Raw genomic sequence first — 12,867 nt, 5'->3', positions numbered from 1 at the left:
TGATTGTGTCGAATTATTAGTTACCTAACCTCCATGTGATATGCTCGGATATTCATCATTTCTACGATGGGCAGTGATCATTCATGTGGGTTCCCCAGCTAAGCGAGTTCAGCCAGCCGATGTATTTGTCGATTGCCGATGCATTGGCGCGCGATATCAACAACGGCGTGCTGAACGAGGGCGATCGCCTGCCGACCTTGCGGGAGCTGGCCACCACCTTGAATGTCACGCCGGGCACCATCAGCCGGGCCTATAGCGAGGCTCATCGGCGTCGGTTGGTGCAGGGGGAAGTGGGGCGTGGCACCTACGTGCTCAACCAGAAGCAGCTGGAACTGCCGGCCAGCAACAGCGCCTCCGCGCCGCTGAACCTGGGGCAATCCGAACTGCTCGATCTTTCGATCATCAAGCCCTACAGCGAAACCCTGGAGTACTGGTTGCGCGGCGCGCTGGTGGGCATGGCAAAAAGCACCGATTTCGCGCGTGCACTGGATTACGCGCCGGATGGCGGGCACCCGGCGCATCGCGAGGCGGGGGCGCAATGGTTGCGTCATTCATTGCCCGACGCGCAATGGCAGCAAGTGGTGATCACCGCAGGGGCCCAGCATGGCTTGATGGTCGCGATGAGCGCCCTGACCAATGCGGGTGACCTGGTGCTCTGCGAAGCGCTTTGCTACCCCGGCATCATTTCCCTGGCCCATGGCCTGGAGCGCCGCCTGCGCGGCGTGCCGATGGATGACGAAGGCATCATTCCTGAAGCGTTGCGCGAACTGTGCCTGCGCGAGAAACCGGCGATGCTGGTTTGCGTGGCGACCTGCCAGAACCCGACGGCGGCGATCATGTCGCAGAAACGTCGGGCCCAGATCGCCGCGCTTGCCGAGGAATTCGACTTCATCATCCTGGACGATGATATCTATGGCTTCCTCGCCACCGATCCGTCGATCAAGCCACTGTCGGCCTTTGCGCCGGACCGTTCGGTGTACCTGACCAGCCTGTCGAAATCGGTCATGCCGGCGCTTCGCGTCGGTTACATCTACAGCCCGCCTAAATTGCTGTCGCGCCTGACCTCGATGGTGCGCAGCAGTGTCTGGATGCCGTCGCCGTTGACCGCGCAGTTGGCCAGCAATGTGATTACCGAAGGCCTGGACAAGAAACTGATCCGCATCCAGCGCAACGAGGCGGCGGGGCGACAAGCGATCGCCCAGGAAATCTTTGCCAATTTCGAGCTCAAGACCCAGCCATATTCCTATCACGTCTGGTTGACGCTGCCGGAGCCATGGACCAGCGACGAGTTCACCATGCTCGCCCGGGCCAACGGCGTACTGCTGCTCAGCGGCACCCAGTTCCAGGCTGAGCGCTCAGGCACCACTCGGTGCGTGCGGCTGGTGTTGATGTCCCCCACCAGCCAGGACGAACTGCGCTTCGCCCTGACCAAACTGGCCAGCTTGATCGATTCGGATCCGCGTCGTTATTACTAAAAAGATCGCAGCCTTCGGCAGCTCCTACACGGTGTTCCACGTAGGGCTGTCGAAGGTTGCGATCTTTTTGGTTATTCGTCTGACGGATTGAGCAGTTCGGACAAGGCGTCCGGTTGGCTCTTGAATGCCTTGGCGAACACATCACGATTCTTCGCCATGTAGATCCCGGCTTCCTCGACCTGTTGCTCGCTCAGCGATGGAACGGCTTTTTGCAACACCTCTGCCAGCAATTCGGCGAGTTCCAGCATTTTGTCATGACGGTCAGCTTCGGCTTTATCCATGAACAAGCGCTCCAGATCTCGGCTGCTGCGGTATACCACTTCGACGGCCATTCACCACCTCACATGCCTTCACATTGGTTGTCTTTGTGACTACTGTATTTATATACAGGCAAAAGGATAAGCGAATCCTCTTGCTTTGGATAGTGGCTTTTTAATGTAGACCGATTTCGGCATGTGAGGGCAAAGCTTGTGGGTGAAAAGTTTGCGGGAGCAAAGCTTGTGTGGGAGCAAAGCTTGCTCGCGATCAGGCCGCATGAAACTCTCCAAAGTGCCGGATACCAGCCTATCGCCATCTCACCCCCAGGCGCTGGCCTTTTTTCTGCATGCAGAACAACCGTCACGTCCAACCCGCATCATCCGGTCGAACCGACCTAAGGAAACTACATCGTGAAAATCAACTGGGCCGAGAACCTGCGCCAGAACGTCCATCAACTGGCCGAGTCCCTGGGAAACCTGTTCGTCGAGACCTTCCACTACCTGGCGCTGTTCGCCATCGGTGCGGTGACCGCGTGGGCGGCGGTGATGGAGTTCTTGCAGATGCTCGAGACTGGGCACATCAAGATCGACGACATCCTGCTGCTGTTTATCTACCTGGAATTGGGGGCCATGGTCGGGATCTACTTCAAGACCAACCACATGCCGGTGCGGTTTCTGATCTACGTGGCGATCACGGCGCTGACGCGGCTGCTGATTTCCAACGTCTCCCACCACAGCCCGCCCGACCTGGGGATCATTTACCTGTGCGGTGGCATCCTGCTGCTGGCGTTTTCGATCCTGGTGGTGCGCTACGCTTCGTCGCAGTTCCCTTCGGTGAAGATCGAGCACCCGCACCGCAAGGTCGGTGCGGGTACCAGCGAGCATGCCGAAGTGGAGAAAGGAGAAATCTAAATCCCGACGGCAGAGGGCGCCGGCCCCTGGGCGTGCGGTGGTGGCAGCTTGATGTTGTCACCGCCAGTCATGGCTTCGAGGATGGCCACGGCGCTGTGGCCCTGCTCGATGGCGATCCCGAACTGAATACTTTGCACCAGGCGCTTGAGCCGTTCCGGGTCGTTGCGCTGCTGGGCGCTGATCATGCGTTTGGCGACGACGCGCCCGCTCTTGGACAGGGTCAGCATGATGCTGCCATCCAGGCCCTGGATACTCAGGTTGATTTGATAATGCGGCGCAAAAGCGTCGGTAATGATCTGAAAAGGGTTGTCCATGATGCGTCACCGCCTGATTGAACGTGCAGTTGTTGACCGGCCGTGATCGGGATTAGTTCGCAACACCAGACCATCGGCCATTCCATGATCGTGTTCATCGCAAGATTCCTGGGGGCCAGGCAGGCCTCAGGATCAAAAGATCGCAGCCTGCGGCAGCTCCTACAGGGAGTTAGCAAGTGGCATGCCGGAAAAACTGTCGGACAATGATCCCGGAGCCTAAGCGCCGGACGCTCTGGAATGCGGCTATGGCCGCTGCCCGTTTCGGGGCAATAACGCGCGGATGTTCGTTGACGGTGCAGGCGGGGGGGATGATTTGCGGTGGGTAGGCAGGGCAGGGGTAACTCCCGACATTAACAGCGCTTTTGCCCGTTGTCTGGCTTTATTTGCGTATGAATATTTATCTTTTTCTAGGGGTTGAATTGTTCTTCCGCCAGCCCGACTCTGTATTCAAGGGGCCGTTGCATCAACGTCGACGGCCCCCGGCGAGCTAGCTGAAATAAGGGATGAACTATGCAAATCCAAGTCAACAGCGATAACCATATTCAAAGCAGCATCCGACTGGAGGAGTGGGTACGTACTACCATCGAAAGCACGCTCGAACGTTATGAAGAGGACCTGACACGGGTTGAGGTTCATTTGCGGGACGAGAACGGCGACAAGCCCGGTCCCCATGATCTGCGTTGCCAGCTTGAAGCACGGCCGAAGGGCCATCAGCCGATTTCCGTGACGCACAAGGCCGACTCGCTGGAACTGGCGATCGAAGGCGCGGCGACCAAACTTGAAAGTGCCCTGGAGCATTTGTTCGGCAAACTGCGCGGCAAGCGCGCCGCCGTTGAGAAATCGAGCGAATCCGTAGCCTTGGCCGATGCGATGCTGGAAGAGGAGTTCCTGGAAAACGAACGGGCCGCGCTTCACGGCTAAACCCTCGTTCATTTCACTTGCGACTGAAAAACGGGCCTGCAATCGCAGGCCCGTTTTGTTTTATTGGTTTGGTTTCCGCTTCTGCATTGATCACATTCTCCTGTGGGAGCGAGCCTGCTCGCGATGGCGATAGCCGGGGTTAACGCAAAAACGCCTGCCGATACTCTCCAGGCGTCGCGCCCAGGGCCTGGCGGAAGCGATTGGTGAAGTGGCTGGCGCTGGCAAATCCGCAGGCCAATGCCACCTCGCCCAACGGTTGTGAAGTGCTGCGCAACAAATGCCGCGCGCAGGTCAAGCGTCTAGCCAGCACATATTGATGAGGAGGCAGCCCGAAGCTTTCGCGGAACATTCGCGCGAAGTGGTATTCGGACAACGCACACAACGCCGCCAATTGGCCGAGGCTGATGGCATCGGCCAAGTGGCTGTCGACGTAATCCACCAGCAACCGCCGCTGATGAGCGGCCAGGCCGCCTTTGAGGCGAAGTCCCTGACGCTGGCCCACCTGGCTGAGCAGCAGGTGATTGAGCAAGTCATGGGCCAGGCTGGTGGTCAGCAGGCGTTCACCGGGTTCGTCCCAGTTCAGCGCGATCAACTGGCGAAAACGCTGTGCCTGTCGCGGGTCGTCGAGGAACGTCTCCTCGTGCAGTTGCACCTGCCGCGGTTCGCGGTCCAGCAGCGTGACGCACCCCAGGGCGAATTGTTCAGCGCTGAAATACAGGTGGGCAAGGCGAATGTCGCCGTTGATGACCCAGGCCGATTGATGTCCGGCGGGCAGTACGCAGAGTTTGCCCGGCGCGCCCGTGGTGTCGGGCCGCTCGCGGCGAAACGTACCGGTGCCGCCAGCGATGTAGCATGACAGCGTATGGTGGGTCGGCGCCTCGTAGTCCTGGGCGTCGTGGTGATTGCTCCACAAAGCGGCCGCCAAGCCGTCCCCGAGCTCGGCGCTGTGCTCCAGGCGAGCATTGGGCGAGCTGTTGAGGGCTTGAAAGACTTGCAGGGTTTGCAGTGTGGGCATGATCGGTTCTCCAACGCTTGCATCCTACTCCGTCGGCCGATCCACGCCAGCCAGCCTGCCGAAAAAACCGCAAGTTTATGCAAGCGCCGGGTCAATGGCGGCGTGACACTGGGGGCCATTGCCAGGAGTCGCCGTCATGAACCTCTCGTTGTACCTGCTCACCGTGCTCATCTGGGGCACCACCTGGATTGCCCTGAAACTGCAACTGGGCGTGGTCGCCATCCCGGTTTCGATCGTTTATCGGTTTGGCCTCGCGGCGTTGATCCTGTTCGCGATGCTCCTGCTCAGCCGGCGCTTGCAGGCGATGAACCGGCGCGGCCATTTGATTTGCGTTGCCCAGGGCCTGTGCCTGTTCTGCATCAACTTCATGTGCTTCCTGACCGCCAGCCAATGGATTCCCAGTGGGTTGGTCGCGGTGGTGTTTTCCACCGCCACGCTCTGGAACGCCCTCAATGCCCGCGTGTTCTTCGGTCAGCGGATTGCGCGCAACGTGCTGTTGGGTGGTGTCCTGGGGCTTTCGGGGCTGGCGCTGCTGTTCTGGCCGGAACTGGCCGGCCATAGCGCAAGCCCGCAAACCTTGCTTGGCTTGGCGCTGGCGTTGCTGGGCACCTTGTGTTTCTCGGCGGGCAACATGCTCTCGAGCCAGCAACAGAAAGCCGGCCTCAGGCCGTTGACCACCAATGCCTGGGGTATGGCCTATGGCGCGGCGATGTTGGCGGTGTGGTGTGCGTTCAAAGGCATCCCGTTCGACATGGAATGGAACACGCGCTACATCGGCTCGCTGTTGTACCTGGTGATCCCGGGGTCGGTGATTGGCTTTACCGCCTACCTGACGCTGGTGGGGCGCATGGGGCCGGAGCGGGCGGCGTATTGCACGGTCCTGTTTCCGGTGGTGGCGTTGAACGTCTCGGCGTTTGTCGAGGGCTACCAGTGGACGGCGCCGGCATTGGTGGGGTTGGTGCTGGTGATGCTGGGGAACGTGCTGGTGTTTCGCAAGCCTCGGCCAGTGGCCGCGAAAGTCGCGCTGACATAACGTCTAGCGATAATCCCGTGGCGAGGGAGCAAGCTCCCTCGCCACAGTGTGTTCTATTTCCAGACTTTCGGGTTGACCAGGTTCTTCGGTCGCTCGCCCAGCAATGCACTGCGCAGATTATCCACAGCCAGATCGGCCATGGCGGCGCGGGTTTCGTGGGTGGCCGAGCCGATGTGGGGCAGGGTGACGGCGTTTTTCAACTGGAACAGCGGCGATTCGGCCAGCGGTTCTTTCTCGTAGACATCCAGCCCGGCGCCGCGGATGCGATTGTTCTGCAGGGCTTCGATCAGCGCTGGCTCATCCACCACCGGGCCCCGGGAAATGTTGACCAGGATGGCGCTCGGTTTCATCAGGCCCAATTCTCGCTGGCCGATCAGATGGCGGGTCTTCTCGCTTAATGGCACGACGAGGCAGACGAAGTCCGCTTCGGCCAGCAACTGGTCCAGTTCGCGAAATTGTGCGCCCAACTGGTTTTCCAGTTCGGTCTTGCGGCTGTTGCCGCTGTAGAGGATCGGCATGTTGAACCCCAGCCGGCCACGCCGGGCAATGGCCGCACCGATGTTGCCCATGCCGACGATACCCAGGGTCTTGCCATGTACATCGCTGCCAAACAGTTGCGGGCCGACTGTCGCCTGCCATTGGCCAGCCTTGGTCCAGGCGTCCAGTTCGGCCACGCGCCGGGCGCTGCTCATCAGCAGGGCGAAGGCCAGGTCGGCGGTGCTTTCGGTGAGCACGTCGGGGGTGTTGGTGAGCAGGATCCCGCGCTCATTGAAGTAGGCCAGGTCATAGTTGTCGTAGCCCACCGATATGCTGGATACCACTTGCAGGTTCGCAGCACCTTGCAGTTGCTCGCGCCCGAGCTTGCGACCGACCCCGATCAGTCCGTGGGCGTGGGGCAGGGCTTCGTTGAACTGTGCGTTGATATCGCCCTTGGACGGGCTCGGCACGATCACGTCGAAGTCCTGTTGCAGGCGCTCGACCATCTGGGGCGTGATACGGCTGAAGGCAAGTACGGTTTTTTTCATCGTGCAAGGCTCGTCGGGGAGAAGATACCAAGCACGCTAACATTCCTGGCGAGGGTTAGGCGAGAGGGAGTTTGATTGGGATATCGCAAACGCCACCTGTGGGAGCGGGCTTGCTCGCGAAGGCGTCGGGTCAGCTTGCATTGATTTTGAATGCCAGACCGCTTTCGCGAGCAAGCCCGCTCCCACATTTGATTTGTGGTGGGCTCAGATTTTGTAACCACTAAAAATTCTTACGCCGCCCGCAGTGAAATAAAGGCGTAATTGACCGGCGCCTCAGTGACCACCCGCGCGCCGCTGGCCAATACCTGGTGGGCCACATCATCGCCAGACAGATGGAACTGCCACTCACTGGTGTGTTGTTGCGCCGGTTGCAGGCGCGCCTGATCGAGGGCGGCCACGAATGCGCTCATGTCCGGCAGGTACGCGGTGAAGCCGTCGCCCTTGAGCGCGGTAATGCGGATGCCCAGGGCGGCGCAGATGCGGTCCTTGATGGCGATTTCTTCACGGTCGGCCTGGCGTGAACGCTCGATCAGCCGGACCAGTTCCTGGTCGACCAGTTCACCGCCGAGTATCAGTTGTGGCCCGGTTTCCCACGACTCTGGCGGGCATTCCTTGATGGCGATATTGAGGGGGATGTGCGGGTTGATTTCCATCGGATAGATGCGGCACACCAAGGGTCGGCGCTCGTAGATGCGGCACAGGTTTTCTTCGTCAAGATTACGACAACGGCCGACGTTGTAGGCGGCAAAGGTGATCGCCACAAGGGCCTCGGTGCTGCCGCTGTGAACCACCGCCGAGCGGCGCTCGGCATGCTCGCGTTGCCCTGCCGGCAGGCCGAGGCCGTTGGGCAGGAAGGCTTCCACCAGGACAATCACCTGGCCGCCGTCGTCCGCCCACATCCGGGCCTCGTCGAGGGTCAGGGGAACATGGTGATCGGTGCAGCATTTGCCGCACCCTACACAGGAAAACGTTGTGTTCATTGAGCGCCCGGTCGCAGAAGGCTGGGGACGGCGACAGAAAAACGCCGTGATGGACCGTGCGAAGCAAGTTATGCGCCACTCACCCGTCGGTAGCGGCAGGGCGGATCGAGTCCCACTCGGTCACGTAGGCGGTTTTGGTTTTTTTGCGGTAGAGGCACAACTCGGTGCCGATCGCCCCTTTCATGTGCTTCTGCGGATATTGACCTTGCAGCAACAGCGCGGTGTAGCCGACCCGGTCGTCGAATTGAGCGGCGCTACCCACCGGCTCAGCACTCTTCAAACCGCTGGCCTTGATGCAACTGGCCAGCACGGCTTTGTCGTGGGTGGCCCAGGCGTCCGGGCTGGAGGCATGAGCCTGGGAGGCCAGGACAGTGAGGCCAAGGAGAATCAATAGACGGTTTTTCATCAGGGCGCCTTGTTCCGGGAAGCCAGGACAAGAGTATGCCTGAGGTTGTCGGACGGTGATCGCTCCCGCGCTGGAACGCAGAAGCGAGCAACCGATATGACTCAGTGACCTTGTTCGGCAACGGCCTTGGCCGCCGTGATCAGGCACTTGGTCAGTTCCGGTGAGGAAAACTTGGTGAGCACACCGTTGGCGCCGGCCAGCCGGGCTTTTTCGCTGTTCATGGCGCTGTCCAGCGAGGTGTGCAGCAACACGTAGAGGTGGGCGAAGTCCGGTGTTTCGCGCAGGGTCCGGGTGAGGGCGTACCCGTCCATCTCCGACATCTCGATGTCCGAGACGATCAGGTTGATCTGTTCGGCCGTGCCTTGCAGGTCCAGCAGACACTCGATGGCTTCCTTGGCACTGCGGGCGGTGTGGCATTGCAGGCCGAGGTTGCGCAGGGTGTGCACCGATTGCTGCAGCGCGACCTGGCTGTCATCGACCACCAGGATCCGTGCGTTGCCCAGCACCTCGGCGTCTTCCATGCTCAGTTCGGTCGGCGCGGTTTCGATCTGTGCCGGTGCGATGCCGTGGATGACCTTTTCGATGTCCAGTACCTGCACCAGCGTGCCGTCCACCGAGGTCACGCCGGTGATGTACGAACGCACACCGCCGGAGCCGTAGGGCGGCGGTTTGATGTCGGTGGTCAGGCAATGCACGATCTTGCTCACCGCTTGCACATGCAAGCCCTGTTTGGAGCGGCTGACGTCGGTGACGATCAGGCAGCCGCCATCCGGGTCTTCCAGGGGCCGCTCGCCAATGGCGCGGCTCAGGTCGATCACCGACAACGATGTCCCGCGCAGGGTGGCGATGCCTTTGACGTGCGGATGCGACTCCGGCAGCTTGGTCAAGGGTGGGCAGGGAATGATTTCACTGACCTTGAGCAGGTTGATTGCCATCAGCTTGCCGCTGCGCAAGGTAAACAGCAAAAGCGAAAGTGAATCTGCGCGGGCTTTGTTGGAAGACATAAAAACCTTCTGTGGAAAAAGGTGGGGCGAGCATAGCGATCGCCAGAACAGCTTGTGATATTGGGTTATCGACTTGTTGGGGACAGGCTTTAGGACGAAAGCCGTCGACAGTCAATTTCAAGTCAATGAGCTGTGAGTACACACCTTGCGGCGAGGGGATTTATCTGTGGCGAGGGGATTTATCCCCGCTGGGTTGCGTAGCAACCCCCCAGAAAGATTGAACGCATTTAGCCGGGTACTCCGAGGCGAGAGGTTTCAGGGCTGCTTCGCAACCCAGCGGGGATAAATCCCCTCGCCACAACAGCGGTCGGCAGCAACAGACGGGATTATTTAAGCCCCAACCGCCGTGCCATCCGTCCCAGGTTCGCCCGGTCCAGCCCCAGCTCCCGGGCGGCGCTGGCCCAGTTGTGCTGGTGACGCTCCAGGCAAGTGGCGATCAGCGTGCGCTGGAATTCGTCCACCGCTTCGCGCAAGTCCCCTGTTATGCCCTGCGCGGTCGGTGCCGGGTTGATGGACGAAGGTGTGGGGCTGTCTACAGGCGCCTGGGGCAAATCCAGGTCCTGGGCGCTGAGGCTGAGAATTTTCGGGCGCGTCGCGCACCGGCCCAAGGCCTTCAAGGCGCTGCGGCCGATCAGGTGTTCCAGTTCGCGCACATTGCCCGGCCAGTCGTACGCCAGCAGCGCGGCCTGGGCGTCGCTGGTCAGGCGCAGGCTGCCCAGGCCCATGCGCGAACGATTGTGTTCCAGGAAGAACCCACTGAGCAGCAGCACGTCCCGGCCGCGATCGCGCAGCGCCGGCACCTGCAGCGGATACACACTCAAACGGTGATAGAAGTCGGCCCGATAACGGCCGTTGCGCACTTCTTCGGCCAGGTCGCGATTGGTGGCCGCGATCAGGCGCACATCGACCCGGTGTTCCTTGTCCGAGCCCAGGCGCTGCAGTTGACCGCTTTGTAGTACCCGCAACAACTTGGCCTGGACGGTCAGGGACAACTCGCCCACTTCGTCGAGGAACAGAGTGCCACCGTCGGCCAGTTCGAACTTGCCGTGCCGGTCGTTCGTGGCCCCGGTGAAGGCGCCTCGTACATGGCCGAAGAGTTCACTTTCCACCAGCGTATCGGGCAGGGCCGCGCAATTGAGGCTGATGAGTGGCTGCTCGGCACGTTTCGACGCGGCATGGATGGCCTGGGCGACCAGTTCCTTGCCCACGCCGGTTTCGCCGGTGATCAGTACCGTCAGGTCGCTGCCGCCCACCAGCGCGATCTCTTCCACCAAGCGCTTGTGGGGCTTGCTCTGGCCGACCATGTCGCGAGGTTGCTGGCCGCTGGCCTGGCGATAGACCTCGGCGCGACGGTGCTCGTCCTCGGCCTTCAGGGCCAGGCGCTCGATGCGCTCGGCGGCGCTGACCGTGGCGGCGGCGAGGCTGGCGAAGGCTTGCAGGGCACTAAGGTCGATGGGCTCGAAGCGCTCCGGATCCAGCGAATCCAGGGTCAGCAGGCCCCAGGGCCGTTCGTCGACGAACAGCGGGCAGCCCATGCAGTCATGAACCTCCAGATGCTCGGCGAGCCCCTCGACCAGTCCGTCGTACGGATCGGGCAGGCCGCTGTCGGCGGCGAAGCGGGTGGGCTGCGGGTTGGCCAGCAACGCTTCGAAGCGCGGGTGTTCGCTGACCCGGAATCGCCGGCCCAGTGTATCGGTGCTCAGGCCATCCACGGCGAGCGGCACCAGGCAGTCGCCGTCCAGGCGCAACAACGCCGCCGCATCGCACGGCAGCAGGGTTCGCAAGGTGCCGAGCAGGCGCCGATAACGTTCGCCTTCAGGCAGTTCGCGGGACAGATCGGCCACCAGTGGCAGCAGGGAGGTCAGCAGGGCGGTTGCGGTCATAATGACTCCATGTAGTCGTAACGACTATAAGACTGGCCGTGTCGATATGACTACATTGTTTTTAACTGGCTGATTTTAAAGACAAAAATTTATGGCATGGAAACTGATATGACTTACCTAACTGTTATCGGTCATACGCCAGGAGTCACCCTATGCTCAGTCGAGAAGAACGCGCCATCATTCGCTCCACCGTTCCGTTGCTTGAAAGTGGTGGTGAGGCGCTGATCACTCACTTCTATCGCATGATGCTGTCCGAATACCCGCAGGTGCGCCCGCTGTTCAACCAGGCTCACCAGGCCAGTGGCGATCAACCGCGGGCCTTGGCCAACGGTGTGTTGATGTATGCGCGGCACATTGACCAACTCGATCAATTGGGCGACCTGGTGGCGAAGATCGTCAACAAGCACGTTGCCCTGCAGATCCTGCCGGAACATTACCCGATTGTCGGTTCGTGCCTGCTGCGAGCTATCGCCGAAGTGCTGGGCGCGGAGATCGCCACACCCGAAGTGATTGCGGCGTGGGGCGCAGCCTACAATCAGTTGGCCGATATCCTGATCGGCGCCGAAGCCGGCATGTACGACAAAAAGGCCGAGGCCCCGGGCGGCTGGCGTGGCGAGCGTGAATTCATCCTGACGGCCAAGGTGCAGGAAAGCTCGGAGATCACTTCGTTTTACTTTGAGCCGGCGGACAAGGGCCCGATCCTGTTGGCCGAGCCGGGCCAGTACATCGGCATGAAGCTCATGCTCGATGGCGAGGAAGTACGCCGCAACTATTCACTGTCAGCCCTGGCGGACAATGGTCAATACCGTATCAGCGTCAAGCGCGAGCCGGGCGGACGGGTGTCCAATCACCTGCATCATCATTTCGACGTCGGCAGCCGCATCCAGTTGTTCCCGCCGTCCGGGGATTTCTACCTGACTGCCAGCGACAAACCGCTGGTGCTGATCAGTGGCGGCGTTGGCATCACCCCGACCCTGGCCATGTTGCAGGCGGCGCTGCAAACCGAGCGGCCGGTGCATTTCATTCATTGCGCGCGCAACGGCCGTGCCCATGCCTTCCGCGACTGGATCGACGACCTGGCCAAGCGGCATCCGCAGCTCAAGCGCTTCTACTGCTACGACGAAGACGACGGCTTGAGCCCGGCCGCCGACAAGGTGGGGCTGTTGAGCCAGGAACAACTGGCGCAATGGCTGCCACAGCAACGTGACCTGGACGCCTATTTCCTCGGACCGAAGGGCTTCATGGGCGCCGTCAAGCGCCACCTCAAGGCCTTGGGCGTGCCGGAGCAGCAGAGCCGTTACGAGTTCTTCGGGCCGGCGGCAGCGCTGGAATAAGGTCGCGGCCAACTTGGGAAACCGGCTTGGCCTCATCGCGAGCAGGCTCGCTCCCACAAGGGGTTTGCTGTGGACACGATTCCTGTGAACACCGCAAAAAAAACTGTGGGAGCGAGCCTGCTCGCGATGGCGGCGGCAGGTCCATCCTGGGTCCAACTGACCAGAATTAATCCGCACTTAACCTTCTTGCGCTCTATTCCCCTTTCAATGTCGACGCCCGCTGCTCGTTCACTGTCATGGTCTGCGTGTAGACTTCGGGCATCCGACCGCGCGCGAGTGTCGCCGTGCTGCGCGTCGATCCATGCAGA

13 protein-coding genes are annotated in these 12,867 nt (G+C 60.9%); 5 read left to right on the top strand and 8 right to left on the bottom strand.

The annotated features are described in order from the left end of the window. Positions 1-83 precede the first annotated feature (83 nt). Positions 84-1,475, top strand: a complete 1,392-nt coding sequence (locus B0E42_RS19875; protein ID WP_053181772.1) for a PLP-dependent aminotransferase family protein — start codon at positions 84-86, stop codon at positions 1,473-1,475. A gap of 71 nt (positions 1,476-1,546) precedes the next feature. Here B0E42_RS19875 and B0E42_RS19870 read toward each other — a convergent pair whose 3' ends face one another. After that, on the bottom strand, positions 1,547-1,807 hold the full coding sequence (locus B0E42_RS19870) for a YebG family protein (RefSeq protein ID WP_003205410.1): 261 nt from the start codon (positions 1,805-1,807) through the stop codon (positions 1,547-1,549). A gap of 336 nt (positions 1,808-2,143) precedes the next feature. On the opposite strand from B0E42_RS19870, the gene B0E42_RS19865 reads away from it, so the two are divergent. After that, positions 2,144-2,644: a phosphate-starvation-inducible protein PsiE gene (locus tag B0E42_RS19865; RefSeq protein ID WP_018604220.1), complete on the top strand. Its 501-nt coding sequence runs from the start codon at positions 2,144-2,146 to the stop codon at positions 2,642-2,644. Here the strand turns inward: B0E42_RS19865 and B0E42_RS19860 are convergent. Further along, on the bottom strand, positions 2,641-2,958 hold the full coding sequence (locus B0E42_RS19860; RefSeq protein WP_018604222.1) for a DUF3509 domain-containing protein: 318 nt from the start codon (positions 2,956-2,958) through the stop codon (positions 2,641-2,643). The genes B0E42_RS19865 and B0E42_RS19860 overlap by 4 nt on opposite strands. 510 nt (positions 2,959-3,468) lie before the next feature. Between B0E42_RS19860 and B0E42_RS19855 the strand changes: the two genes are divergently transcribed. Further along, positions 3,469-3,879 carry an HPF/RaiA family ribosome-associated protein gene (locus B0E42_RS19855; protein ID WP_018604223.1) on the top strand — a complete coding sequence of 137 codons (411 nt, stop codon included), beginning with the start codon at positions 3,469-3,471 and terminating at the stop codon, positions 3,877-3,879. Between the two features lie 139 nt (positions 3,880-4,018). On the opposite strand, the gene B0E42_RS19850 is transcribed toward B0E42_RS19855, so the two are convergent. Continuing rightward, the gene (locus B0E42_RS19850; RefSeq protein ID WP_018604226.1) at positions 4,019-4,894 is read right to left on the bottom strand and encodes a helix-turn-helix domain-containing protein; all 876 of its coding nucleotides are present in this window, start codon (positions 4,892-4,894) and stop codon (positions 4,019-4,021) included. Between the two features lie 136 nt (positions 4,895-5,030). Here B0E42_RS19850 and B0E42_RS19845 point away from each other — a divergent pair, with 136 nt between their 5' ends. Continuing rightward, positions 5,031-5,927 (top strand): DMT family transporter, encoded by an 897-nt coding sequence (locus B0E42_RS19845; protein WP_077507107.1) that lies wholly within the window; start codon positions 5,031-5,033, stop codon positions 5,925-5,927. Between the two features lie 53 nt (positions 5,928-5,980). Here B0E42_RS19845 and B0E42_RS19840 read toward each other — a convergent pair whose 3' ends face one another. From B0E42_RS19840 to norR, 5 genes are all read right to left on the bottom strand, one after another. Then, positions 5,981-6,952, bottom strand: a complete 972-nt coding sequence (locus B0E42_RS19840; RefSeq protein WP_077507106.1) for a D-glycerate dehydrogenase — start codon at positions 6,950-6,952, stop codon at positions 5,981-5,983. Between the two features lie 230 nt (positions 6,953-7,182). Beyond that, entirely contained in the window at positions 7,183-7,932 is a 750-nt protein-coding gene (locus tag B0E42_RS19830; protein ID WP_077507104.1) for a YkgJ family cysteine cluster protein, read from the bottom strand. Positions 7,933-8,011: 79 nt separating this feature from the next. After that, the gene (locus tag B0E42_RS19825; RefSeq protein WP_077507103.1) at positions 8,012-8,338 is read right to left on the bottom strand and encodes a hypothetical protein; all 327 of its coding nucleotides are present in this window, start codon (positions 8,336-8,338) and stop codon (positions 8,012-8,014) included. Between the two features lie 101 nt (positions 8,339-8,439). Further along, positions 8,440-9,342: a chemotaxis protein CheV gene (locus B0E42_RS19820; protein WP_014340109.1), complete on the bottom strand. Its 903-nt coding sequence runs from the start codon at positions 9,340-9,342 to the stop codon at positions 8,440-8,442. A gap of 326 nt (positions 9,343-9,668) precedes the next feature. Beyond that, positions 9,669-11,225: a nitric oxide reductase transcriptional regulator NorR gene (gene norR, locus B0E42_RS19815; RefSeq protein ID WP_077507102.1), complete on the bottom strand. Its 1,557-nt coding sequence runs from the start codon at positions 11,223-11,225 to the stop codon at positions 9,669-9,671. Between the two features lie 152 nt (positions 11,226-11,377). Here norR and hmpA point away from each other — a divergent pair, with 152 nt between their 5' ends. Continuing rightward, a complete protein-coding gene (gene hmpA / locus B0E42_RS19810) occupies positions 11,378-12,559 on the top strand; it encodes an NO-inducible flavohemoprotein (RefSeq protein ID WP_053181748.1) in 1,182 nt (393 codons plus the stop codon). Positions 12,560-12,867: the final 308 nt, after the last annotated feature.

The sequence above is a fragment of the Pseudomonas sp. A25(2017) genome (genome assembly GCF_002001065.1).
Lineage (GTDB): Bacteria > Pseudomonadota > Gammaproteobacteria > Pseudomonadales > Pseudomonadaceae > Aquipseudomonas > Aquipseudomonas kilonensis.
The sequence above is the reverse complement of the archived record's forward strand: the minus strand, read 5'-3'. Positions and strand labels throughout refer to the sequence as shown.

Excerpts from the sequence above, each read along its gene's own strand:
- B0E42_RS19875 (WP_053181772.1), top strand. The coding sequence starts at position 84 with ATGTGGGTTCCCCAGCTAAGCGAGTTCAGCCAGCCGATGTATTTGTCG.
- B0E42_RS19870 (WP_003205410.1), bottom strand. The coding sequence starts at position 1,807 with ATGGCCGTCGAAGTGGTATACCGCAGCAGCCGAGATCTGGAGCGCTTG.
- B0E42_RS19860 (WP_018604222.1), bottom strand. The coding sequence starts at position 2,958 with ATGGACAACCCTTTTCAGATCATTACCGACGCTTTTGCGCCGCATTAT.
- B0E42_RS19855 (WP_018604223.1), top strand. The coding sequence starts at position 3,469 with ATGCAAATCCAAGTCAACAGCGATAACCATATTCAAAGCAGCATCCGA.
- B0E42_RS19850 (WP_018604226.1), bottom strand. The coding sequence starts at position 4,894 with ATGCCCACACTGCAAACCCTGCAAGTCTTTCAAGCCCTCAACAGCTCG.
- B0E42_RS19845 (WP_077507107.1), top strand. The coding sequence starts at position 5,031 with ATGAACCTCTCGTTGTACCTGCTCACCGTGCTCATCTGGGGCACCACC.
- B0E42_RS19840 (WP_077507106.1), bottom strand. The coding sequence starts at position 6,952 with ATGAAAAAAACCGTACTTGCCTTCAGCCGTATCACGCCCCAGATGGTC.
- B0E42_RS19830 (WP_077507104.1), bottom strand. The coding sequence starts at position 7,932 with ATGAACACAACGTTTTCCTGTGTAGGGTGCGGCAAATGCTGCACCGAT.
- B0E42_RS19825 (WP_077507103.1), bottom strand. The coding sequence starts at position 8,338 with ATGAAAAACCGTCTATTGATTCTCCTTGGCCTCACTGTCCTGGCCTCC.
- B0E42_RS19820 (WP_014340109.1), bottom strand. The coding sequence starts at position 9,342 with ATGTCTTCCAACAAAGCCCGCGCAGATTCACTTTCGCTTTTGCTGTTT.
- norR (WP_077507102.1), bottom strand. The coding sequence starts at position 11,225 with ATGACCGCAACCGCCCTGCTGACCTCCCTGCTGCCACTGGTGGCCGAT.
- hmpA (WP_053181748.1), top strand. The coding sequence starts at position 11,378 with ATGCTCAGTCGAGAAGAACGCGCCATCATTCGCTCCACCGTTCCGTTG.